Consider the following 22809-nt stretch of genomic DNA (forward strand, 5'->3'; position numbering starts at 1 on the left):
AACCCGAACCGGGGCGCGTCAGACCCTTCAGTGAGAGCACCGACGCCCCGCCCGCGCCGAGCGCCCCGGCCGGCGGTAGTCCTCCGTACACGCGATCCGTTCCCTTCCGGCGTCAGGTGGCGCGCCACTGCTGCTCGCCGCGGCGCAGGGTGTCCCACAGCGCGCGCAGGTAGACGGCGTGCTGGAACGCGTCGTAGGCCAGCTCGATGCCGAGGGTGGCGGCCAGCAGTTGGCACCGCCAGCCGGCGCGGCGCGCGGTGACGACCTTCTCCAGGACGAAGAGCAGGCCGACGGCCAGCCAGAACCGGGAGAACCGGGGCCTGCCGCGGGCCAGCATCCAGCCGGTGAAGACCAGGTAGAGCGCCAGGAAGACGACCGACAGCCCCATGAACGCCTGCCGGCGCAGGTAGGGCGCGGTCACCGGCGTCCAGCCGTAGTCGCGCAGGTTCTCCAGGGCGCCGCGCTGCCAGCGCAACCGCTGGTGCCACAGCGCGGGCAGAGTGGTCATCACCTCGGTCACCACGCCGCAGCCGGGCGGGGAGAGCGTGCGGTAGCCCAGGGTGCGCACCGCCTTGGTGATCTCGTCGTCCTCGGTGAGCGAGGCGAGCGAGTAGTAGGAGCTGCCGCCGCCGATCAGCCCGTCCAGCCGGGCCTGGCGGACTTCCCGCAGGGTGGCCGCCCGGAACAGCGTGGCGGTGCCGGTCAACACGTCGGCGCGGTAGTCCCGGCGGGCGATCTCGCGGGCGTAGCGGTGGAACTCGATCCGCTGCAGCGCGCCGAGCAGGCCGCCGCCCGGCTCGCCGTAGAAGATGCCGCCGACGGCGCCGACCGTGCCGTCCATCGCGGCGACGGCGCTGGCCAGGAAGCCCGGCCACAGGATGGTGTCGGCGTCCTGGACCAGGACCAGGTCGTCCGCGTCCAGCCCGGCCAGCAGCGGATCGAGCGCCTGGTTGAGGGCGCCGGCCTTGCGGTGCCGGTTGTCCCGGGACTCCAGCACGGTGGCGCCGGCCGCCCGGGCGGCGTCGGCGGTCCCGTCGGTGCAGTTGTCGGCCACCACCACGATCCGCTCCGGCGGCCGCAGTTGGCCCCGCAGCGCGGCGATCGCGGCGGCGATCCGGTCGGCCTCGTCATGGGCGGGGATCAGCGCCACCACCCGGGCGGCCGGGTTGCCGGTGCGTTGTCGCGGGCGGGGGACGGCACGGGGCCGGCGCATGCGGGGGGCTCCTCGGGAGGGACTGAGCGCGGTGAGCGGGTGCCGGGCGGCACCCGCTCGTGGGCCCGGGCCCGGGTGAGGTCCGGGCCCGGGTAAGGGGCCGGGTGAGGTCCGCGCCCGGGTAAGGGACCAGGTCAGGGTCCGGGTCAGGCGGGGGGCTGGATCGCGATGACGTCCCGCGCGGCGGCGAAGGCCGGCTCGCCCAGCTGGATGCCGACCGGCGCCGGTCCGGCCGGGGCCGTCGCCTCGATCGCCAGGGCGGGGTAGAGCGACACCCACGCGTCGGGGGCGGGCAGCAGGTCCAACCGCACGGCGGGGCAGGTCAGGGTGCGCCGGTCGGCCGACCGCACGCCGGCGGCGGTCCGCTCGTGCTGCTCGTCGGCCCAGCGGGTGAAGGCCACCCGGTCCTCGGTGAAGACCAGTCCCGTGGGCGCGGTGAGGACCACCTCGATCGTGCCGATGGTGAGCGTCCCGGTGTTGCGGATGACGAACGGCGGGTAGATCCACGGTTCCTGGCCCGCGACGGCGGGCCCGGACAGGGGTTTCGGGTCGATCGAGGCCCGCAGCGTGCCGTCGGCGACCCGGCCGCAGAGCTGGACCGGCGTGTGGTGGCCGATGCTCGCCGAGCCGTCGCAGTACCGGCCCGTCCGGGCGTCCGCGCGGGCGCGCACCGGGATCGTGTAGACCAGCGAGCCGGTGTCGCTGCTGGTGGTGTTGAGGTGCGGGTCGGAGCTGATCAGCAGGGTGCGGCCGGCGTCCACGATGGTGTGGTCGAGCTCGCCGCCGAGCACGCCGTGGATGGTGTCGTAGTAGGCGTAGCCGGGGTTCCCAGTGAAGAGGAAGCCGTCGGGGGCGGTGAAGCGCTGGGAGATCACCCCGGGGTTCACCGGCTGACCGGTGGCGGAGGTGAACTTGACGGTGAGGACGCTCGGTTGGCCCGGTGCGGCGAGCGGCACGGTGTCCTGGATGATGGTGAGCGCCGTCTCGTCCCCGACCGGCTCCGGGACGACCACCGTCACCGGGAGCTTCACCACGGCGTCCTTGTGGTCGATCTCGCCGCTGTACTGGATCTCCAGGGTGGACTCGTAGCGCCCGGCCGGTGTGTCTCCGGCCGTGGTGACCCGGAAGACGCCGTCCAACGACCCCTGGTCGGGCAGCAGTTGCTGGCCGGCGAAGGTGCGGCTCAGCCGCCGGCCGGTGCTGCCGGGCCCGCCCTCCAGTCCCTCGTGCAGGGTCAGTACGACGGTGACGTACTGCCCGTCCACCGGGTTGGGCCCGCGGTTCTTGATCCGGGCGCCGAGGTCGAACTGCTGCCCGCGCTGGACCGCGTGCGGGTGGACGGCCTCGCCGTACAGGTCGGCGGCGGGCTGCGCGGGCGGGGTCATGTCGGCCACCGCGCTCACCCCGCGGACCCGGTTGTTGTAGGTGTCACCGATGTAGAGGTTGCCCGTCGCGTCCAGTGCGACCCCGGACGGGTTGTAGAGCTGGGTGGCGGTGGCGGGCCCGCCGTCGGAGCCGTAGCCCGCGATGCCGTTGCCCGCCACCGTGGTGATGAGTCCCTTGGCGTCGACCTTGCGGATCCGCTGGTTGTTGTAGTCGGCGATGTACAGGTTCCCGGCCGTGTCCAGCGCGACGTCCGCGGGACTGTAGAGCTGGGTGGCGGTCGCCGGTCCGCCGTCGGAGCCGTAGCCCGCGATGCCGTTGCCCGCCACCGTGGTGATGATGCCCTTGACGTCGACCTTGCGGATCCGCTGGTTGCCGTAGTCGGCGATGTACAGGTTCCCGGCCGCGTCCAGCGCGATCCCGGACGGGTAGGAAAGAGTGGTGGCGGTGGCGGGCCCGCCGTCGGAGCGGTAGCCGGCCGTGCCATTGCCCGCGACCGTGGTGATGATCCCTCTGGGATCCACCTTGCGGACCCGTTGGCCGTACCACTCACTGAAGTAGAGACTGCCGTCGGCCGCGACCAGCACGCTGTGCGGGTAGTAGATCGGAGTGGCGGTGGCCGGCCCGCCGTCCGAGACGTACCCGGCGGTGCCGTTGCCCGCAACCGTGGTGATGATGCCCTCGGTGTCGACCTTGCGGATCCGCTGGTTGTTGTAGTCGGCGATGTACAGGTTGCCCGCGCCGTCGACGGCCACACCGTTGGGGCCGTAGAGCTGGGTGGCGGTGGCCGGTCCACCGTCGGAGCCGTAACCCGCGACGCCGTTGCCGGCGACCGTGGTGATGATCCCGCCGGGGGTCACCTTGCGGATCCGCTGGTTGTTGTAGTCGGCGATGTAGAGGTTGCCCGCACCGTCGACGGCCACGCCGTAGGGGGTGTAGAGCTGGGTGGCGGTGGCGGGCCCGCCGTCGGAGCCGTAACCAGCGGCGCCGTTGCCCGCCACCGTGGCGATGGCGCCCTGCAGCAGGCCGTCGGGCTGCGGTCCGCGTCCGGAACTCGAATCGTCTGCCATCTGTGCTTCTCCCGTCGTCGGGCACGGCACACCGCACGCGGACGGGCCGCACGGGTGGAATGGGGCGGGTCCAGAGCCCCCCGAGCCTAACCAGCGCACTCCCGGGGCCTTCCAGCCCAGTACCGGACAGGACGACGAGTGTCCGGATCGCCGCTCCGGACCGCGACGGCAGGCACGCACGGGGGCTGCGAACACCAGTGGTGCCACCGACACCCCGCCGTCCGGACGGAACCCGCCAGCGGTGTCCACCCGTTGGGACGGTCCCGGCGCACCGGCTGGCCGGAACCCCGCACCGCCGTCCTCGTCGGCCTCGCCACCCTCGCCGCCCTCGTCCACGCCGGGGCCCGCTTCGGCGGAGGCCGCCTTGTCGAACGCCTCGAGGTCCTCGCGGCCTGATCGAAGCCGCGAGGATCGGGCCGGCCGTCGGCCGCCGGGCGCCGGACTGCTCGACGCGGGACGGTTGCCCGGTGCGGGCGCGCACGGCGTGCGTGCACCACGGGAGCACCGGTGCCGGGCCGGGCGGGACGGACCATCCGTCGACGACCCGAACACGGGTGCCCACCAGTCCGGTTGAGGTGCCGCATGGCTGGAAGTGACCGTGCCGACGGAGCCGGACGGACCGCTATCATCCCGTGGAGTGAGCACGCCACACGCGATCACGCCCCCGGCGCCGCAGATCCGCGAGGTCCCCGACGCGCACCTCAACCGCGCCCTCGACCTCGCCTCCCTGGTCTTCCACGAGACCTACGACAAGGAGGAGCGCGATCGGTACCGAAGGTCACTGAAACGCTGCGACCGGCTCGGCGCCTACACGCAGGACCACCTGGTGGGCCTGCTCGCCGCCCACCGGCTGCACCTCTCCGTCCCCGGCGGCCAACTGCCCTGCGCCGGACTGACGTTCGTCTGCGTGGCGCCCACCCATCGACGCCGTGGCGTGCTCTCGGCGCTGATGGCACAGCTGTGGCGCGACTGCGCCGCCCAGGGCCGCCCGCTCGCCGCACTGTGGGCCTCCGAGGCTGCCATCTACGGCCGCTACGGCTTCGGCGCGGCCACGCACCTGTCCACCGTGGAGATCGACTCCACCCGGCCACTGGCCCTGCGCATCGCGCCCGACCCCGGACCGCTGCGCCTGCTGGACCCCGCGCAGGCACCCGCACTGCTCGGCCCCCGCTACGAGGCGAGCCGCTCCCGGCGGGCCGGGCGCCCGGCCCGCGACCGCCTCTGGTGGCGCGAACACGTCCTGCCCGAGGAGGACGAGGACGACGACGAGCTCAGCCCCCCGCGCATCGTCGTGTCGGGGTCGGGCGGCGACCCGTGCGCCGGCTACGCGATCTACCGCACCCGCGGCGACGACGACGGCGCCCCCGGGCTCGTCCAGGTCTACGAACTGGAGGCCGACACCGCCCCCGTGACGGCGGCCCTGTGGAGCTACCTCGCCTCCATCGACCTCACCGGCAGGGTACGGGCCTGGGCCCGACCGGCCGACGACCCGCTGCCGCTCATCGCCGCCGACCCCGACCAGGTCCGTGTCACCCGGCAGTTCCCGGCACTGTGGCTGCGCCTGGTGGACCTGCGGGCGGCCCTGACCGCCCGGGCCTGGGCCCGACCCGTCGACCTCGTCCTGGAGGTGCGCGACGGGATGATCCCCGCCAACCACGGCCGGTTCCGGCTGACCACCGACCCGGCCGGCCCACCGAACGGCACCCGGTGCGAACCGACCACCGACCCGGCGGACCTCGCACTCGACATCCGCGACCTGGCCGCCTGCTACCTGGGCGGCACCCGGCTGCGACACCTCGCCCGCGCCGGACTCGTCACCGAGCACGTGCCGGGCGTACTCCAGCAGCTCGACGCCGCGCTGCACACCGAGTTCCTGCCGTTCACCCACGACGAGTTCTGACCGGGAGCAGCCCCGCCGCCCCGCCGCCTCGAACGATCAGCCGACGGCGCGCGGGCGGGCTCCCACCCGCAGGGTGCGGGCACCCGTCCGCCGGGATCTGCCGGCCTCCTGCGTCTGATGCCGGGGCCGAGGCCTCCTCTGACGGCTGACGGCTGACGGCTGACGGCGTCGGCCTTCGGGTCTCCCCTGCCGGCCCGCCAGCGGGTCGGCGACGACGTCACGTCGTGCGGGGCGCCGGTGACTGCTGCGGCCGAGGGCTCGCCTCGGCCGCCCCCGGGCTTGGGGGTGCGTACCAAGAGAGGCAAGCCAGGAGCGCGTCATTCCGTTCTGCCACGAACCTCCCTTGTCCTGGTTGTGTCTTGGAGGGGTCGCCCGCTCCACAGATGATGACTTCGGGGGGCCTGCCGGTTCGGTCCGGAACGGCCCGGAGACAAGGGGGGATGTGCGTGGGGACGCAGAGCACGACGGTGGACGACGGCCTGTCGCCACAGGAACGCTTCGAGCGCTGGCGGGACTTGGTGGGGCGGACGAGGGTGGCCGAGGCGACCAGCGCGCACGGTGACACTTTCACCGCGGGGTTACGGCTGTCCCATCTGGGGCCGGTCATGCTGATGGCGACGTCGTTCCCGTCGGCGCGGTTCAGGCGGAGCGAGCGCATGATCCGGACCTCCGACCAGGAGCTGTACCACCTGACCCTGCTGACAGCCGGAAACCACCTCCTCGCGCGGGGCCGGGACCAGGCCGTGGCCTCGGGCGTCGGCGACCTGTCGCTCATCGACAGCTCACACCCGTACGACGGGCGCTTCTTCGGGCTCCCGTCCACCGCGCACGAGGAGCCCCGGGTCGCCGGGATCAGCATCGACCTGCCCATCTCATCGTTCCCCGTGCCACCCGACCGGCTGCGCGATCTGCTCGGGCGCAGGCTCACCGCGCGGGAGGGCACCGGGGCGGTGCTGGCGGACTTCCTCCTCAGCCTGGACCGCCAGGCCGCCTCACTGAAGCCGGCGGAGGCGTCCCGGCTCGGAGCGCTCGTGGTCGACCTGACGGCGGCATGGGTCGCCAGGGAACTCGACGACGACGACGTGCTGCCCGAGGAAGCCCGCCAGCGGGCCGTGGTCGAGAGCGTCCGGGCGTTCATCAGGCGCAACCTGCACGACCCCGATCTGACACCGCCGGTGGCCGCCGCCGCGCACCACGTCTCCGTCGGCCACCTGCACCGCCTGTTCACCCGGCACTCCCACGGCCAGACCGTTGCCGCCTACATCCGCAGCCAACGGATGGCCAAGGCACATCGCGACCTGGCCGACCCCGCGCTGCGCGCCCTGCCCATCCACGTCGTCGCCGCCCGCTGCGGCCTCCTGCGCGCCTCGGACTTCGGGCGCGCCTTCAAGGCCGCCTACGGTCTCACCCCGCGTGAACACCGCCGCGGGGCGCCGAGCGGGCCTGCCGCAGAAGCGACGGAGAGCGCAGAGTCGGCGACGCAATGAGGAGTTCGCGACCGGCCCGCCGCGCACCATGGACAGCGAACGGGACGGCCTGGCAAGAAAATTGGGGAGATGTCAGGCCGCCGATCCTCTGCACGGGGGCCGGCGCCGTTCGGGACCTGCGCCGACGTGTTTCGGCGCTCCGAGAAAGGGGAGGGGCACATGCTTCGACTTGCGGGCAAGGCCAATCGGGCCGGTTCGGCCCTCGTGACGGCGGCTCTCGCCGCGTCCGCGTTCCTGGGGATGGCAGGGCCGGCCTCGGCCGCCGACGGTAAGCAGCCGGCCTCGCTGACGGCCGGCGGCATGCACGTCCAGAACGCGAACAGCAACAAGTGTCTGGTGGCGCAGGGCACCGCGAACAACGCCGGCGCGTTCCAGTACGACTGCGCGTCGTTCGCCGACCAGAACTGGAGCCTGGTCCCCACCGCGTGGACCAACACCTACCAGCTCCAGAACGTGAACAGCAACAAGTGTCTGGTGGTGCAGGGCGGTGCCAACGGAAGCGGCGCGTTCCAGTACGACTGCGCGTCGTTCGCCGACCAGTACTGGACCCTGACGCCCACCTCCTGGAGCGACGCCTACCAGCTCCGGAACATGAACAGCGGCAAGTGTCTGGTGGTGCAGGGCACTGCCAACGGAAGCGGCGCGTTCCAGTACGACTGCGCGTCGTTCGCCGACCAGTACTGGACCATCTACTGATCCGCATCCCCACAACCGCCCGTCGGCCCAGGCCGGCGGGCGGTTCGCGTTGGTGTGCCCCCGGGACATCACCGCCGGGGCCGTAGGGCAGGGGTACGGCGGGACGGACGGGCCCGGGCCGCCCGCAGCGCCCGTCGGACGCGCCGGGCGCGTCGGACTGCGTGGCAGCTCCATCCGTCGGAAGAAGTTGACATGTCGGGAGTCTCCGACGCATGGTGGAGGCATGGCGGATGTCGACGTATTCAGCGCGCTGGCCAACCCCGTACGGCGGAAACTGCTGGAGAGCCTCCAGGCGGGGCCCCGGGCGGCCGGGGAGCTGGCCGGGGAGTTCGAGCTCAGCCGGCCGGCCGTCTCCGAGCACCTGGCGGTGCTGAGGAACGCCCGGCTGGTGCGGGAGGAACCCCGCGGCCGGCACCGCTACTACCATCTGGAGCCCGGCCCGCTGGCCGAGGTCGGTGAGTGGCTCCACCCATTCGAGCGGTACTGGCGGACGCGGATGCGTTCGCTGCGCGAGCTCCTGGACGAGGAGAGTTCATGACCGAGAAGGCCGCGATCCACTGCGACGAGTTCCTGCCCCACCCGCCCGCGCGGGTGTGGGAGGCGCTGACCGACCCGGAGCTGCACGCCCGCTGGTGGGCCGCCGGGGACGTGAAGGCGGTGGTGGGGCACCGGTTCACCCTGGACATGGGGCCGTTCGGGCAGCAGCCCTGCGAGGTGGTCGAGGTGGAGGTGGAGCGGCTGCTGCGGTACAGCTTCGCCGCCGGGACGCTGGACACCACCGTGACCTGGCGGCTGGTGCCCGAGGGCCACGGGACCCGGCTGCTGCTGGAGCACGCCGGGTTCGACCTGGACACCCCGATGGGCCGGCAGGCCCACCAGGGGATGGGGCAGGGCTGGCCGTCGGTGCTGCGCCGGATCGCACCCGCGCTGGCGGAGTGAGGGCCGCACCGGCGGAGAAGGGGACCCGGTCGGCGGGGAAGGGGACCCGGTCGGCGGGGAAGGGGACCCGGTCGGCGGGGAAGGGGACCGGGATCAGGCCCGGCCGAGGACCCGCTCGACGGCGATCTCGATGACCACCCGCTCCGGGTTCTCCCGGGGCGGGCGGTAGCGCTCGGCGTAGCGCCGCTCGGCGTCGGCGACCTGCTCGGGCAGCTCGCGCACGACCGCGACGCCCTCCAGGGTCGACCAGCGGGCCCGGTCCACCTGGCACACCGCGACCCGCAGCCCGTCCGCTCCGGCGGCCGCCACGTTGCGGGCCTTGCGGCTGGAGCGGCTGGTGATCACCCGGGCGGTGGCCGTCGCCGGGTCGAAGGTCACGCCGACCGGCACCACGTGCGGCGTGCCGTCGGGACGGGTGGTGGTCAGGGTGGCGATGTGCCGCTCGCGCCAGAAGGCGAGGAAGGCGTCGTCGAGGTCGCGCGGGTCGTGGGCCATGATCGCGATCGTACGGCCCCCGGGGAGGGTTCGACTCCCCGGGGGCCGTACCGCCGGTCGGCCTCAGTGGCCGCGGGCGATCCACTCCGGCAGGGCCGGGGCCTCGGCGCCGATGGTGGTCGGGTCGCCGTGGCCGGTGCGCACCACCGTGTCGGCCGGGAGCGACAGCAGCCGCTCGCGGATGGACTCGATGATGGTCGGGAAGTGCGAGAAGGAGCGTCCGGTCGCGCCGGGCCCGCCGTGGAACAGGGTGTCGCCGGTGAACACGGTGCCCAGCCCGGGCGCGTACAGGCAGACCGCGCCCGGGGCGTGACCCGGGGTGTGCAGCACCGTCAGCTCGGTGCCGGCCACCTCGATCCGCTGCCCGTCGGCGAGTTCGCCGTCCGGGAGGCGCTCGGGGTGGGTGAGCTTCCACAGCGGGAGGTCGTCCGGGTGCAGCAGGATCGGCGCACCGGTGCGCTCGGCCAGGGCCGGGGCGGCGTCGATGTGGTCGTTGTGGGCGTGGGTGGAGACGATCGCCAGCAGCCGGCGCCCGCCGAGCGCGGCCTCGATGGCCCCGGCGTCGTGCGCGGCGTCGATCACCACCGCCTCCTCGTCGTCGCCGACGATCCAGACGTTGTTCTCCACCTCCCAGCTGCCGCCGTCGAGCTCGAAGGTCCCGGCGGTGACCAGCCGGTCGATCCGGGCGCCGGGGGCGGTCACAGGACCACCACCGAACGGAGCACGTCGCCGTGGTGCATGCGCTCGAAGGCCTGCTCCACCGCGTCGAGTTCGATCGTCTCGGTGACGAAGGCGCCCAGGTCCAGGCGCTTCTGGAGGTAGAGGTCGATCAGCATCGGGAAGTCCCGGGAGGGCAGGCAGTCGCCGTACCAGGAGGACTTCAGCGCGCCGCCGCGGCCGAAGACGTCCAGCAGCGGCAGTTCGAGGGTCATCTCCGGGGTGGGGACGCCGACCAGGACGACGGTGCCGGCGAGGTCGCGGGCGTAGAAGGCCTGCCGGTAGGTCTCGGGGCGGCCGACGGCCTCCACCACGACGTCCGCGCCGTTGCCGCCGGTGAGCTCGCGGATCGCCTCGACCGGGTCGGTGGTGCGGGAGTTGACGGTGTGGGTGGCGCCGAGAGTGCGGGCCGTCTCCAGCTTGCGGTCGTCGATGTCCACCGCGATGATCTTCGACGCGCCCGCCAGCCGGGAGCCCATCACGGCGGCCCCGCCGACGCCGCCGCAGCCGATCACGGCGACGGTGTCGCCGCGGCCGACGTTGCCGGTGTTGATCGCGGCGCCGAGGCCCGCCATCACGCCGCAGCCCAGCAGGCCGGCCACGGCCGGCTCGGCGGCCGGGTCGACCTTGGTGCACTGCCCGGCCGCGACCAGGGTCTTCTCGGCGAAGGCGCCGATGCCCAGCGCCGGGGACAGCTCGGTGCCGTCCAGCAGCGTCATCTTCTGCTTCGCGTTGTGGGTGTTGAAGCAGTACTGCGGGCGGCCGCGCTTGCAGGCGCGACACTGGCCGCACACCGCGCGCCAGTTGAGGACGACGAAGTCACCGGGCTCGACCTCGGTGACGCCCTCGCCGACCGACTCCACGATGCCCGCGGCCTCGTGGCCGAGCAGGAACGGGAACTCGTCGTTGATGCCGCCCTCCCGGTAGTGGAGGTCGGTGTGGCAGACGCCGCACGCCTGGATCCGCACCACCGCCTCGCCCGGCCCCGGGTCCGGCACCACGATCGTGGTCACCTCCACGGGTGCGCCCTTGGCGCGCGCGATGACTGCCTTGACCTGCTGGGCCATCCGATTCCACCTCCGTCGGCCGATGCGCCTCTGCACCGGCGTGACCTGCGACAAACGACTGCAGAGGGTCTGCGGGAGAACTCTAGGAGCACCGCCGAAGGACTGCCTACGAAGGGTAGCGCCCACCCGTTCGAGCGCCGCCCCGGCGGGTCCGCGGAGCCGGCCGGACACCAGGGGCGCGCGGGCGCCGCTGAGCGCCCGTCAGCGTGCAACGAACTGCCCGGAAAGCGTCACCGTTGGCTGGAAGTGCCGCAGACGGGCGCCCCGCCGTCCACGTACGGTCGTAGCAGAGACGGTCCGCGTGACCACGCTCAGCACATCCGCCCCACCTGACGGCACGCCGCCGCGCGCCGCTCGTGCCAGGTGCGTACCGACCGTACGCCCCCGCACGTTTCGCGCCATCCCGCGCAGGGGCCCGCGCCCCCGCGCGGGCAGCCTCCCCGCTACGACCGCAGCGCGGAAGCACCGGATCCCGTTACCGCCGCACCCCGGCACCGGCACACCCCGGTGCCACCGCACCGCCGTACCACCGCACAGCCGAACCACCGCACCCCGACACCACCGCACACCAGCACCGCCGCACCGCCGGCCCTGAGTCGAGCCGCCCCGGCCGAACCGCCAGTCCCCGCACGAACCCCGGATCCACCCCCCGTCGGGCCGCCCAGAGCGGTCCCTGCCCTGGAGTCTGGAGTACGGATGTCCACCGAGAACAGCGCGACCGGTGCCGGCACCGGCACCGCCCCGCTCCCCCCGTTGCACTGCCTGCGGCACGTCGAACCCGGCCCGCCCAGGCTCGCGGCACTGCCCACCGGCACCCCCGTCTGGCTGGTCAGCCGGCACGCCGACGTCCGGCAGGTGCTCACCGACCCGCGGCTGGGCCGCGCCCCGCTCTACGCGCCGGGCGCGCCGCCGCTCACCACGACGCCCAACCTGCTGGACGACCCGCAGAGCATGCTCAACATCGACGGCGTCGAGCACCAGCGGCTGCGCCGCACCGTGCAGCGGGCGTTCACCCCGCGGGCGATCGCCCGCTGGAAGCCCTGGGTCGCCTCGGTGATCGAGTCGCTGATCGACGAACTGATCGACCACGGCTCCCCCGCCGACATCGTCGCCTCCTACACCCGGCCGCTGCCGGTCGCGGTGATCAGCCGCCTGATGGGCCTGGACAACCTGGACTCCAAGCGGCTGGAGCACTGGAGCGACCACGCGCTCTCCGCCACCGCCTACAGCGCCGAGGCGATCGCCACCGCGATGGGCGAGTTCGCCGTCTTCGGCGCCGGGGTGATCGCCGAGCGCCGCGCCGACCCGGGCGACGACCTGGTCAGCAGCCTGCTCGCGGCCGCCGCCGAGGACGGCTCGATCACCGAGGGGCAGCTGATCACCCTGGTCATCGGCCTGGTGGTGGCCGGGCACGAGACGACCATGACCAGCCTCGGCAACGCCCTGGTCTACCTGCTGGCCGACGGCCGGGAGGCCTGGCAGCGGCTCGCCTCCGACGAGGCCAGCGCCGCCGTCGCGACCGAGCAGCTGCTGCGCGCCGTACCGCTCGGCGACACCCGCGAGCACCTGCCCGGGCTGCTGCGCCGCACGGTCGAGGACGTGGAGATCGGCGGGGTGGTGATCCCGGCCGGCAGCGTGGTGGCCGCCGACGCGGCCGCCGCCAACCAGGACCCGGAGGTCTTCACCGGGGACCTCCGCACCGAGCTGTTCTCCCCGCTGGCCGCGCCGATGCTCACCTTCGGCGCCGGACCGCACCACTGTCTGGGCGCCTGGCTGGCCCGGATGGAGCTCGAACTCGCCCTGCACCGGCTGGCCCGCCGGCTGCCCTCGCTGCGGTTGGCCGACCCGGTCGACGGCATCGACTGGCGGCGCGGCCTGCTCACCCGCAGCCCCAACACGCTCCAGGTCAGCTGGTGACGGGCTCCGGCGGGGCGACGGAGGCGGATCCGGCGGCCGGTCCCGCCGCGGAACCGGTGCTGGTCCGGGTCGACCTGGACCGCTGCATCGGCTCCGGGATGTGTGCGCTGAGCGCCCCCGGGTCGCTGGCGCTCGGCCCCGAGGGCCAGGCCCTGGCGGTGGCCGGGTACGCCGACGGCGGCGCGGAGTTGACGGACGGCCTGGCCGAGGCGGTGGAGTTCTGCCCGGTCGAGGCGCTCACCCTGCACTCGGCCCGCGGCGGCCACCGGATCGCCCCGCCCGACTAGGGACCGACCGGCCTGAGCCGTCCCGGCGCCGCCTGCTGCCCACGGCGCAGCAGGCGGGACCGGGACGGCCCGGACGGGCCTCGCTCGGCCTCAGCCCGCGGCCGGGCCGCCGTCGTCGGTCCGGTCCGCGGGCGGGGTCCGCTCCGACCGCAGGGCCAGGCCCACCCCGACGGCGGCCGCGGCCAGGCCCAGCAGTGCGAACGGCCGGGACCACTCGCCCGCCGCACTGGGGACGAAGGCCGGCGGGAGGACCAGCAGCGAGGCGGTGAGGGCGGCGGCCGCGGCGGCGGGCCGGATACTCGGGCGGCGCGGGCCGAGCGCGTCGAGCAGCAGCAGGTAGCCGGCCAGCAGGACGGTCACCGCGAGCGCCCGCCACCAGGTCGGCGTGCCGAGGGCGGCGAGCGGGACGGCTCCGGCGGCGAGCAGGGTGGTGCGGGCGGCGGACAGCCGCGCGGCCCAGTGCCTCCGGGGCGGCGGGCCCTCCGGTCCGGGCACGGCGGCCCACAGCGCGAGGACGGCGACCGGCAGCAGGAAGGCCGGCCCCAGGCGGTCGGTGAGCGTGCCGCTGCCGGTGCCCGCGGCGGCGAGGGCGAGCGCGACGCCGCTGCCGCGCAGGACCGCCCGTTCGAGGAGCGCGGACCGGTCGGTGTCGCGGGCCGTACGGCCGTCGCGGACCGCACGGGCGGCGCGGGCCGGGCCGGCCACCGTGCGCAGCGGACCGGCCGGACGGGCGCTGCGGGCCGGACGCTCCGGACGGGCCGGATGGGCCTGACGGGCAGGGCCGGCGTCGCGGGCCGGATCGGTCGTCGGGGACGGGGTCATCGGCCGGCTCCCATGATGCGGCGGCGCAGCAGCGGCCCGAGGGCCAGGTCCAGGGTCTCGCCGGGCGTGTGGGCCACCACCGGGATGCCCCGGCCGCGCAGGGTGGCCCGCATCGCCTCGCGTTCCGCGCGCCACAGGCGCAGGGCGAGGGCGTCGACCTCGTCGTCGGGGCGGGGCGTCGGTTCCCCGGCCGGGATCTCCACCACGACGAGCGGGTTCCCGCGTTCGCCGATCCGGCCGAGGACGTCCAGGATGCGCTGGTCGGCGAGCGGGGTGAAGGCGTAGACGAGGGCGTGGCCGGGCAGGGCCGCGAGCGGCAGGGGTGGCAGCGGGCCGCGCGGGGGGCGGTCCTGCCGGACCTCCAGCACGCTCTCCACCATGCGGTAGAGCTGCCGGTCGCCGGTGGCGGCAGTGAGCAGGCGCAGTCGGCCGCCGACCGCGAGCAGGCCGATCCGGTCGTGCCGGCGCAGGTAGGCGCGGGTCAGGCCGGTGGCGGCGCGCAGGGTCTCGTCCAGGCTGCGCCGTCCGGTGGTGGTGTCGATGTAGTCGGCGAGGGTGTCGAGCAGGACGACCGCGTCGGCGGCGCGTTCGGCGGCGAACTGGTTGATCTGGACGGCGTCGCGGCGGGTCGTGGAGGGCCAGTGGATCCTGCGCTGCCGTTCGCCGGGCACGTGCGGGCGGACGCCGATGACCTCGATGCCGGTGCCCTCCTGGGCGGTGGTGTGCTCGCCGATGCGCTCGGGCAGACGGACCGGGATCGGGGTGAGGCGGGCGGTGTCGGGGACGGGGAAGACGTCGACGGTGCCGAGGTCGGTACGGACGGTGCGGCGGTTCAGGCCATGGGCGTCGGGCACGTCGAGGTCGACGACGCCCAGGTGGCGGCGGCCCCAGCTGTCGGCGCGCAGCACGAGGTCGACGCCGGTCGGGGTGACGGTCAGGGCGTCCAGGGCCAGGCCGGGGCCGAGCGCCACGGTGGGCTCGGGCGGGGCGATCCGGCCGTCGTGCGTGACGGTGACCCGGACGGTGACGGGCTCGCCCTCGAAGCAGCGGCGCGGCTCGACGCTGTGCTCGGCGGACAGCCGGGTGGGGCGGCCGGCTCCGGGTGCGGCGAGCACCAGCAGGACGGCGGCGAAGGCGGCCGGGGCGAGCAGCCAGGCGTGGCCGGTGGCCAGGGCGGTGACGGCCGCGACGGTGGCGACCGTGAGCAGGCGCACGGTCTGCTCGCCGGGCCGCCAGTGCGGGGCGGGCGGGTTCTCGGGCAGTCCGGCGGCGGTGGCCCGGACGCTGCGGGCGACGGCCAGGTCGCGGGCCCGGCGGGCGAGGCGGTCGCCGTGGTCCGGGCGGTCGGCGCCGTCTGTGCGGTCCGGGCGGTCGCCGTGGTCCGTGCCGTCAGGGTGGCCGGCCGGGCCCGGCGCGGGGTTCACGGGGCCACCGCCCGGGGCAGCGTCTGCGGCACCGGGACGGAGGCGATCAGCCGGGCCAGCACGTCGTCCGCCTCGATCTGCCGCACCCACAACTCCGGCTTGAGCGTGATGCGGTGGGCCAGGGCGGGGCCGGCCAGCGCCTTGACGTCCTCGGGGGTGAGGTAGTCGCGGCCCTCCACCAGGGCGTTGGCGCGGGCGAGTTGGATCAGCGCCAGGCCGCCGCGGGGCGAGGCTCCGACCTGGATCTGCTGGTCGTTGCGGGTGGCGTCGACCAAGGCGATCACGTAGTCGACCAGGTCGTCGTCGACCTCGACCCGCTCCACCGCGGCTCGCATGGCGAGCAGTTCCGCCGGACCGACCACGGTCGTCAGGACCGGCTCGGGGGTCGCCCGGTCGATCCTGGCGCGCAGCATCGCCGCCTCCGTGGCGGTGGGGAGGTAGCCCATCCGCACCCGCAGCAGGAAGCGGTCGAGCTGGGCCTCGGGCAGCGAGTAGGTGCCCTCGTACTCGATCGGGTTGGCGGTGGCGATGACCAGGAAGGGGTCCGGCAGCCGGCGGGTGGCACCGTCGACGGAGACCTGGCCCTCGGCCATCGCCTCCAGCAGCGCGGCCTGGGTCTTGGGCGGGGTCCGGTTGATCTCGTCGGCCAGCAGCAGCTGGGTGAACAGCGGTCCGGGCCGGAACACCATCTCGCCCGTGGCGCGGTCGTAGAAGGGCGCGCCGGTGACGTCGGAGGGCAGCAGGTCGGGGGTGAACTGGATCCGGCGGAAGTCCAGGCCGAGGGTGGTCGCGAACGAGCGGGCCAGCAGGGTCTTTCCGAGCCCGGGCAGGTCCTCGACCAGGACGTGTCCGCCGGCCAGGGCGCCGAGCATCACCAGGCGCAGCGCCTCGGGCTTGCCGACCACGGCCCGTTCGATCTCCGCGATCACCGCGCGGGCCCGCTCTCCGGCCTGCTGCGGGGTCAGCGGCGTGGTCAGCGGCGGGGCCACGGGGTGGGCGGGGCCGTGGGGGCTGGTCGAAAGGTCGGACATGACGCTCCTGCGGAAACGATGCGGTCGCTGGGTACGGGGTCGGCCGGCGGGCCGGCTGGCTGGCTGCGGGGCCGGGCTCAGGGGGCGGCGCGGGCGCCGGGTACGGAGTCGGCGTGGGCGCCGGGTACGGAGTCGGCGCGGGCGCCGGGTCGGTGGCGGGAGGTCGGTCGGTGGCGGGAGGTCACAGGGTGTCGAGCCGGTCGACCAGCTCGTGCAGGACCTCCGCCGGGAAGACCTCGGCCGGCGGCGGCGCCAGGGGGTCGATCCACGGCCACAGCCGCGGCCCGAGGAGCTCGGCGACCCGGTCGCGGTCGGCCGGGGCCGACAGGCTCAGGCCGTGCTCCTCGGCGAGCCGGACGGCGTACAGCCGTCGGATCCGCAGGCGCAGCGGCCCGGCGTCGCCCTGGGGGTCGAAGCCCTGACGGACCGTCCACCGCCAGTCGCCGAGGCCCGGTTCGTAGACCTCCTGCTGCCGCGCCCGGCGGCGCAGCGTGACGGACTCGGCTCCCGCCCCGGCCACCCGGCGGGCGATCAGCAGCGCGGTTCCGGCCAGCAGGACCGCACCGGCCCCGGCCCCGGGCCAGCCGCCGACCAGGGCGAACAGCAGTTCGGCGAGGACGGCGGGCACGGCCAGCTCGATCAGGCTGTGGCGCACCGAGCCGGGGCGGGCGAGTTCGAGGTCCGGACCGTCCGGGCCGTCCGCCTGCCGCCCACCGCCGGTCCACTCCCGGGCAGTTGCCCGGTCCCGGTGGTCCGTCCGGTCGGTCGGACGGTCGGTCGGACGGTGCCGTCCGCGCAGCGGGCCGCTCATCGGGCTCCTCCCCCGGCCTGCGCGCCGGTGGTCTCCCGGGCCCGGGCCTCGGCCAGCCGGGCCGCGATCGCGTCCAGGGCCGTCCGGGCCCGGCGCACCTGGCCGTCGTCCATCCGGTGGGTCGAGTACCGGGCCTCCCGGAACAGCGCGGTGAGTTCGCGCGCGGCGGCGGCGTCGATCCGCTCGTCGGACAGCAGTCGGCTCAGCAGGTCGGTCGGGCTCTCCCAGGGGTGCCGGGGCAGGCCGGAGTCGGCCAGCGAGCCCTCCATCGCCGCATAGCAGGCGATCACCGCCGCCCGGGCGTCCGTTCCCGCCAGGGCCCGGCGGCCGGAGGCGACGGCCTCGGCGAGCGCGGCTTCGGGGCTCGCCGCCCCGACCACGGCGGCCGGTACCGGCGGCTCCTGCGGGGTCCGCAGCCGGCGCCACCGCAGCAGCCCGAGGACCACGAGCACGACGGCGGCCACGGCGGCCAGCGTGACGATGCCCGCGATCAGCACGCCGACCCCCAGGCCGACGGTCGACGGCGGCGGTCCCACCAGCGGCTCGGTGGTCGGGACGGGGGAGAAGGTCACGTCGGGCATCGGCGGCCGCTCGACCGCCATCGGCCGCCGGTCGGCCCGGCTGCGCAGCACCAGCAGCAGGACCGGCACCGCCCCGGCGGCCACCGGCAGCAGCAGTGCGGCCGCCGACCGCAGGCGCTCGGCCCGGGGCGTCGGCCCGTCGAGGTGGCGGACCTCCTCGCGGAAGCGCAGCGCGAACCGGCCGACCAGCACGGCCCAGGCCAGCCCGAGCAGCACCACGACCCCGACACCGTTCACCGGACCGGCCGTCGCCGTCCCCAGCAGCCCGCCCTCGGGGCGCAGCGTCGCGGCGGCGATGCACAGGCCGACGACGACCACCAGCACCCCGGCCAGCCGGCCCCGTCCGCCGCGCGTCGTACCCGACGGCGACCCGTCACTCATCCGAACCCCCCGGTCCCCGCGCGCCGGACCGCGCGCGACCTGCAGCGTCGCACACCAACCGTCACGCTGTCACCTGCCGTTCCGGGCCCCCGTCCGGGGGCGGCGCGGCGCCGATCGGGCCGATCGATGAGCCAGGCTCATCGATCGATGAGGTATTCGATCTTGTTCGGGCGTCCCGCCCGCTGGTGTGCTGGCCGTATGACGAATCCGGAAGCAACCCTCGCACCGCCGGCCGCTCCGGCACCGGTGGCCGGCCACCGCTGGTCACCGGTCCTCGCCGTGGCGCTGGCCACCTTCACCGTGGTGTCCTCGGAGATGATGCCGGTCGGCCTGCTGACCCCGATGTCCCGCGACCTGGGCGTCTCCGACGGCACCATCGGCCTCTCCCTCTCCGTCACCGGGCTGATCGCCGCCGTGCTCTCCCCCTTCGCTCCGGTGCTGGTCGGGCTGCGCGACCGCCGGACCGTCCTGATCGCCTTCCTGCTGCTGCTCGGCCTCGCCGACGCGGTCAGCGCGCTCGCGCCGAACTTTCCGGTGCTGGCCCTCGGCCGGGTCCTGCTCGGCGCCGCGATGGGCATCGTCTGGGGCCTGGCAGCCGGCCTGGGCCCGCGGCTGGCCGACGGGCCGAGGACGGCCCTGGCGATGACGCTGATCTTCTCCGGGGTGTCGATCGCCTCGGTGCTCGGCGTCCCGCTCGGCACCTACCTCGCCGAACTGCTCGGCTGGCGGGCCGCGTTCTGGGCCCTCGCCCTGCTCGGCGCCGTCTCCGCCGCCGTACTCGCCGGCGCGCTGCCCGCCCTGCCGGTCACCGAGCGCGGACGGCTGGGCGGCCTCGCCGACGCGCTGCGCCACCGGGGCGTCGCGGCCGGCACCGCGATCACCGCGCTCGTGGTGCTCGGCCACTTCGCCGGGTACACCTACGTCCGCCCGGTGCTGGAGACCGACGCCGGCCTGAGCGGCGGCGTGATCGCGAGCTGCCTGCTGGTGTACGGGCTGGCGGGCGTGGCCGGGAACTTCTCCCTCGGCCCGCTGTCCGGCCACCGGCCCAGGGCCGCCGTCCTCCTCGCCCTCGCCGGTGTCACCCTGGCCGCCGTCCTCCTGCCCTCCGCCACCGGCGGCGTCGGCACCGTGCTGCTCGTCCTGGTCGTCTGGGGCGTCGCGTACGGCGGGGTGTCGGTCTCCACCCAGACCTGGGTCCGCACCGCCGCCCCCGGCCGGATCGAGGCCACGGCCGCCGTCTGGGCGGGCGTGTTCAACGCGAGCATCGCGCTCGGCTCGCTGGCCGGCGGGGTGGTCGTCGACCGGGCCGGGCACCACGCCGTGCTGTACGCCGCGGCGGGGCTGACCGCTGCCGGACTGCTGCTCGCCGCCCTCACCCGGCCGCGCGGCGGCACCGCCGGCTGACCCCGCCCGGCGGCGGTCCACCGGGCGCACGGCCCGGCCCCCGCCCGGCCGCCGCGCCGTCAGCCGACCTCGGCCAGCAGGAGTTCCACGAACCGACCGGCCAGCCGGTGCGGACGCCGGCCGTCCTGCACCACCTGCAACGCACTCGGCTCCAGCTCCGGCACCGGCAGGTAGCGGATGTCCGGCCGCGGAACGTAGCGGGTACTGCCCTCGCACAGCAGCAGCCCCCGGCGGGTGCTCGCGACCATCGACAGGCCCTCCTGGACGGTGGCCGCACCGGTCGGGTAGCTCAGCTCCCGCCCGCCCGGCGTCCGGCGCGGGGCGTTGGCCAGCCGCCAGTACGCGGGCGCCGGGCCGCGCGGCTCGATCAGCGGCAGCGCGGCCAGTTCCGCGGCGGAGACCTGGTCCGGCCCGGTCGGCCGGTGCGCGACGGCGACCGCCAGGTACACCGGCTGCCGGGAGAACTCCAGCAGCACCTCCAACCCCGGCTCCCGGCACGGGGCGAGCACGATCGCCAGGTCGACCTCACCCCGGTCGAGCTGCGAGAACGGGTCCCCCCAGGGCAGTTCGACCAGGTGCGCGGCGCCCTCCGGCAGCCGTGAGACCGCCCGGGCCACCGGCTCGTACACCGCGCACTGGAACCCCAGGCACAGCGGCGCGTCGGCGGCCGCGGCGCGCGCCCGGGCGTCCTCGTAGCCGGCCCGCAGCCGGGCGAAGGCCGGCACCACCTGCTCGGCCAGCCCCCGGCCCAGGTCGGTCAACTCGACCCGCCGGCTGGTCCGTTCGAAGACCGGTGCGCCGACCCGGGCCTCCAGCCGCTTGATCAGCTGGGAGACCCGCCCCTGCGAGACGCCGAGCAGCCCGGCCGTCCGCCCGAAGTGCAGTTGGTGCACGAGGACGGAGAAGCACTCCAGTTCCTGCAGCGGGAGTTCGGGCAGCGGCAGTCGGGGCGGCTCGGACAGGGCCGGCTCGAGCAGGGGCGGCTCGGGCGCTGCCACGGGCGCCTGGTTCGGGGGCGTACGGTCCACCGCGGCAGTCTAGTTCGGCCCGGTCAGGTGTGCGCGCCGGTGGTGTGCCCCGTCCCGGGCACGCAGGCCAGGGCGGCGCGCAGTTCGGCGGCCGGGTCGCCCTCGTGGTACGGGCGTTCGCTGGGCTCGATGTGGTCCAGGAACTCCTGGTAGCGCAGCGCGTAGGAGACGTGGTGGAGCGGTTCGGCGAGGGCGAGGGCGCGTTCGGGCTCGGAGCCGGGGACGTGCCGGCGCCAGGCCGCCGCCCAGACGCCCGCGTGGTGCCGCCAGGCCTCCGGGGTGAGGTAGGCGCGAGGGCGCAGGCCGTCCAGGGCGGGGTGGCCGAGGCAGGCGTCGGCGTAGTCGACCACGGTCAAACCGGCCTCGCCGGTGCGCCAGTTGCCGGGGTGGAAGTCGCCGTGCAGCAGGGTCTCCGGGAGGCCGCAGGCGGCCAGCCGGTCGAGCAGGGCGGGCAGGGCGGCGGCGAGCCCGGCGAGCCGGTCGCGTTCCTCCGCCGTCAGGTCGGTCTCGGCGGGCAGCCGGTCCAGCAGGGCGGTGAACCGGGTGTGCAGCACGGCGGGCGTGCGGTCGCGCAGGGCCGCGAGGGCGTCCGGCCGACCGGCGAGGGCGGCCTGGGCGGCGACGAAGCGGGGGACGACGTCGGCGACCGTCCCGGCGTCCGGGGTCCAGCAGTCCTCGCCGGGGATGTGGTCGAGCAGTAGCCGCCCTTCCGCCGGATCGGCGGCGAGCACGGTCGGGACGAGGGCGGGGTCATGGGCGCCGAGCAGGGCGATGGCCTCCCCCTCCGGGGCGTTGAACCGCGGGTTCGTGGTCTTCAGCCAGGCGTCGGTGGCGGTGGCGGTGCCGGTGCCGGTGGCGGTCGGGAAGCGGAACAGGCCGGACAGGTTCCAGGTCCGGATCTGCCGCGCGGCGCCGGTGGCCGGGCGGCCCAGCCCGGCGAGCCGGTCCTCCCCCCAGGCCAGGGCGGCGCGCAGGCCCGCCGGGTCGGCCCAGGCGGCCCGCCCGGGGGCGGGGGCCAGCAGGGCGGCCGTGCCGGCGTCCACCGGGCGCGGCGCGAGGGACGTCGGCCGCCGGAGCGCCTCGGCGTGGTAGCGCACCAGGCCGCCGTGGCCGGGGTCGTCGCTGTGCGCCTCCAGCAGCCGCGTCACCAGCACCGGCACGCCGGCGAGTTCCGTCGCCCGGTCGACCACGCCGTCCACCGAGGACCACCAGCCGGGAGCCGTCTCGAACGGGCCCAGCCGCCCGAAGTAGGAGTCCCCGTGGGTGAGATCGACGGTCACCGTCCGACTGCTCGCTCGCTGCATCCGCCCAGCCTCGCGCACGGCACCGTCCCCGTGCGAACGGTTTTCCCGCTCGCGCGCCTCCGATTCCCGCTTGCGCGCCCGGCGACCGGACGTGGGAGCATCCGACGATGCACAGACTGACGGTGACGGTCCTGGGGACGTGCGGTGCCTGGCCCGAGGCCGGGCGGGCGGCGAGCGGCTTCCTGGTCGAACAGGACGGCTTCCGGCTGGCGCTGGACCTCGGCTACGGGACCCTCCCCCGACTGCTGGAGCACTGCGGCGCCGATGAGTTGGACGCCGTGGTGATCACCCACGAGCACCCCGACCACTGCGCCGACCTCAGCGCCCTGGCCCGCGCCCGCTACTTCGCCGAGCCGCGCGGCTCCCGGCTGCCGCTGTACTGCACCCCCGGGGTGCTGGACCGGGTGCAGGCGATGGAGCCGACCGAGGACCTCGCCGAGGTCTTCGCGGTGCACCCGCTCCCCGCGGCGGAGCACCGGGTCGGGCCGTTCCTGCTGGCGACCGCCTCGCTGCCGCACCACGTCCCGCACGCGGGCGTGCGGTTGACCGCCGCGGGCCGGACCCTCGCCTACAGCGGCGACGCCGGCCCGGGCCCGGCGCTGGCCGAACTGGCCTCGGACGCGGACCTCTTCATCGCCGGGGCCACCCTGCGCGGCCCGGACCGCGACCCGTTCCTGCTGAGCGCCGTCGAGGCCGGGGCCTGGGCCGCCCGGGCCCGCGCCCGCCGGCTGCTGCTCACCCACTTCTGGCCCGGCGCCGACCGCGCCGGTGCCGCCGCCGAGGCCGGCGGGCCCTTCCCGGGCGAGCTGCTCACGGCGGAGGAGGGCCTGGTGCTCCCCTGGTAGTCGTGCG

The 22809-nt window shown here is 75.3% G+C and carries 22 protein-coding genes; 10 read left to right on the forward strand and 12 right to left on the reverse strand.

The window, feature by feature from the left end:
* Positions 1–112: 112 nt before the first annotated feature.
* A complete protein-coding gene (locus AB0O91_RS28210) occupies positions 113–1213 on the reverse strand; it encodes a glycosyltransferase family 2 protein (protein WP_363438626.1) in 1101 nt (366 codons plus the stop codon).
* A 146-nt stretch (positions 1214–1359) separates the two neighbouring features.
* Positions 1360–3666 carry an NHL repeat-containing protein gene (locus AB0O91_RS28215; protein WP_363438629.1) on the reverse strand — a complete coding sequence of 769 codons (2307 nt, stop codon included), beginning with the start codon at positions 3664–3666 and terminating at the stop codon, positions 1360–1362.
* 252 nt (positions 3667–3918) lie between these two features.
* On the opposite strand from AB0O91_RS28215, the gene AB0O91_RS28220 reads away from it, so the two are divergent.
* The 6 genes from AB0O91_RS28220 to AB0O91_RS28245 all read left to right on the forward strand — a co-directional run bounded on the left by AB0O91_RS28220 (position 3919) and on the right by AB0O91_RS28245 (position 8688).
* Positions 3919–4062: a hypothetical protein gene (locus tag AB0O91_RS28220; RefSeq protein WP_363438631.1), complete on the forward strand. Its 144-nt coding sequence runs from the start codon at positions 3919–3921 to the stop codon at positions 4060–4062.
* Between the two features lie 241 nt (positions 4063–4303).
* The gene (locus AB0O91_RS28225) at positions 4304–5566 is read left to right on the forward strand and encodes a GNAT family N-acetyltransferase (RefSeq protein WP_363438634.1); all 1263 of its coding nucleotides are present in this window, start codon (positions 4304–4306) and stop codon (positions 5564–5566) included.
* A 446-nt stretch (positions 5567–6012) separates the two neighbouring features.
* Entirely contained in the window at positions 6013–7053 is a 1041-nt protein-coding gene (locus AB0O91_RS28230) for an AraC family transcriptional regulator (protein WP_363438637.1), read from the forward strand.
* 159 nt (positions 7054–7212) lie between these two features.
* Positions 7213–7749: an RICIN domain-containing protein gene (locus AB0O91_RS28235; protein WP_363438639.1), complete on the forward strand. Its 537-nt coding sequence runs from the start codon at positions 7213–7215 to the stop codon at positions 7747–7749.
* A gap of 223 nt (positions 7750–7972) precedes the next feature.
* On the forward strand, positions 7973–8287 hold the full coding sequence (locus AB0O91_RS28240) for a metalloregulator ArsR/SmtB family transcription factor (RefSeq protein ID WP_363438642.1): 315 nt from the start codon (positions 7973–7975) through the stop codon (positions 8285–8287).
* Positions 8284–8688 carry an SRPBCC domain-containing protein gene (locus tag AB0O91_RS28245; RefSeq protein WP_363438644.1) on the forward strand — a complete coding sequence of 135 codons (405 nt, stop codon included), beginning with the start codon at positions 8284–8286 and terminating at the stop codon, positions 8686–8688. The genes AB0O91_RS28240 and AB0O91_RS28245 overlap by 4 nt, the downstream gene beginning before the upstream one ends.
* Before the next feature lie 93 nt (positions 8689–8781).
* On the opposite strand, the gene AB0O91_RS28250 is transcribed toward AB0O91_RS28245, so the two are convergent.
* The 3 genes from AB0O91_RS28250 to AB0O91_RS28260 all read right to left on the reverse strand — a co-directional run bounded on the left by AB0O91_RS28250 (position 8782) and on the right by AB0O91_RS28260 (position 10967).
* Positions 8782–9183: a TIGR03618 family F420-dependent PPOX class oxidoreductase gene (locus AB0O91_RS28250; RefSeq protein ID WP_363438647.1), complete on the reverse strand. Its 402-nt coding sequence runs from the start codon at positions 9181–9183 to the stop codon at positions 8782–8784.
* Between the two features lie 63 nt (positions 9184–9246).
* A complete protein-coding gene (locus AB0O91_RS28255) occupies positions 9247–9885 on the reverse strand; it encodes an MBL fold metallo-hydrolase (RefSeq protein WP_363438650.1) in 639 nt (212 codons plus the stop codon).
* A complete protein-coding gene (locus tag AB0O91_RS28260) occupies positions 9882–10967 on the reverse strand; it encodes an S-(hydroxymethyl)mycothiol dehydrogenase (protein WP_363438653.1) in 1086 nt (361 codons plus the stop codon). The genes AB0O91_RS28255 and AB0O91_RS28260 overlap by 4 nt, the downstream gene beginning before the upstream one ends.
* A 696-nt stretch (positions 10968–11663) precedes the next feature.
* Between AB0O91_RS28260 and AB0O91_RS28265 the strand changes: the two genes are divergently transcribed.
* Positions 11664–12884, forward strand: a complete 1221-nt coding sequence (locus AB0O91_RS28265; RefSeq protein ID WP_363438656.1) for a cytochrome P450 — start codon at positions 11664–11666, stop codon at positions 12882–12884.
* Positions 12881–13171, forward strand: a complete 291-nt coding sequence (locus tag AB0O91_RS28270) for a ferredoxin (RefSeq protein WP_363438659.1) — start codon at positions 12881–12883, stop codon at positions 13169–13171. Before AB0O91_RS28265 ends, AB0O91_RS28270 begins: the two co-directional genes overlap by 4 nt.
* Before the next feature lie 90 nt (positions 13172–13261).
* Here the strand turns inward: AB0O91_RS28270 and AB0O91_RS28275 are convergent, their stop codons facing one another.
* From AB0O91_RS28275 to AB0O91_RS28295, 5 genes are all read right to left on the reverse strand, one after another.
* Complete coding sequence (locus tag AB0O91_RS28275) at positions 13262–13993, reverse strand: hypothetical protein (RefSeq protein ID WP_363438662.1); 732 nt, start codon at positions 13991–13993, stop codon at positions 13262–13264.
* Positions 13990–15417 (reverse strand): DUF58 domain-containing protein, encoded by a 1428-nt coding sequence (locus AB0O91_RS28280; protein ID WP_363438665.1) that lies wholly within the window; start codon positions 15415–15417, stop codon positions 13990–13992. Before AB0O91_RS28280 ends, AB0O91_RS28275 begins: the two co-directional genes overlap by 4 nt.
* Complete coding sequence (locus AB0O91_RS28285) at positions 15414–16448, reverse strand: MoxR family ATPase (protein WP_363438668.1); 1035 nt, start codon at positions 16446–16448, stop codon at positions 15414–15416. Before AB0O91_RS28285 ends, AB0O91_RS28280 begins: the two co-directional genes overlap by 4 nt.
* Before the next feature lie 181 nt (positions 16449–16629).
* Positions 16630–17259 (reverse strand): hypothetical protein, encoded by a 630-nt coding sequence (locus AB0O91_RS28290; protein ID WP_363438671.1) that lies wholly within the window; start codon positions 17257–17259, stop codon positions 16630–16632.
* Positions 17256–18221, reverse strand: a complete 966-nt coding sequence (locus tag AB0O91_RS28295; protein WP_363438674.1) for a DUF4129 domain-containing protein — start codon at positions 18219–18221, stop codon at positions 17256–17258. The genes AB0O91_RS28290 and AB0O91_RS28295 overlap by 4 nt, the downstream gene beginning before the upstream one ends.
* A 198-nt stretch (positions 18222–18419) precedes the next feature.
* Between AB0O91_RS28295 and AB0O91_RS28300 the strand changes: the two genes are divergently transcribed.
* On the forward strand, positions 18420–19625 hold the full coding sequence (locus tag AB0O91_RS28300) for an MFS transporter (RefSeq protein ID WP_363438676.1): 1206 nt from the start codon (positions 18420–18422) through the stop codon (positions 19623–19625).
* Positions 19626–19684: 59 nt separating this feature from the next.
* On the opposite strand, the gene AB0O91_RS28305 is transcribed toward AB0O91_RS28300, so the two are convergent.
* Together AB0O91_RS28305 and AB0O91_RS28310 are read right to left on the reverse strand one after the other, a co-directional pair.
* Positions 19685–20653: a LysR family transcriptional regulator gene (locus AB0O91_RS28305; protein WP_363438679.1), complete on the reverse strand. Its 969-nt coding sequence runs from the start codon at positions 20651–20653 to the stop codon at positions 19685–19687.
* Positions 20654–20676: 23 nt separating this feature from the next.
* Positions 20677–21957, reverse strand: coding sequence for a phosphotransferase (locus tag AB0O91_RS28310; protein WP_363438682.1), 1281 nt, complete (start codon positions 21955–21957; stop codon positions 20677–20679).
* 107 nt (positions 21958–22064) lie between these two features.
* On the opposite strand from AB0O91_RS28310, the gene AB0O91_RS28315 reads away from it, so the two are divergent.
* A complete protein-coding gene (locus AB0O91_RS28315) occupies positions 22065–22802 on the forward strand; it encodes an MBL fold metallo-hydrolase (protein ID WP_363438684.1) in 738 nt (245 codons plus the stop codon).
* The last annotated feature ends 7 nt before the right edge of the window (positions 22803–22809 follow it).

Origin of the sequence: Kitasatospora sp. NPDC089797 (genome assembly GCF_040684795.1) — a bacterium.
GTDB lineage: Bacteria > Actinomycetota > Actinomycetes > Streptomycetales > Streptomycetaceae > Kitasatospora.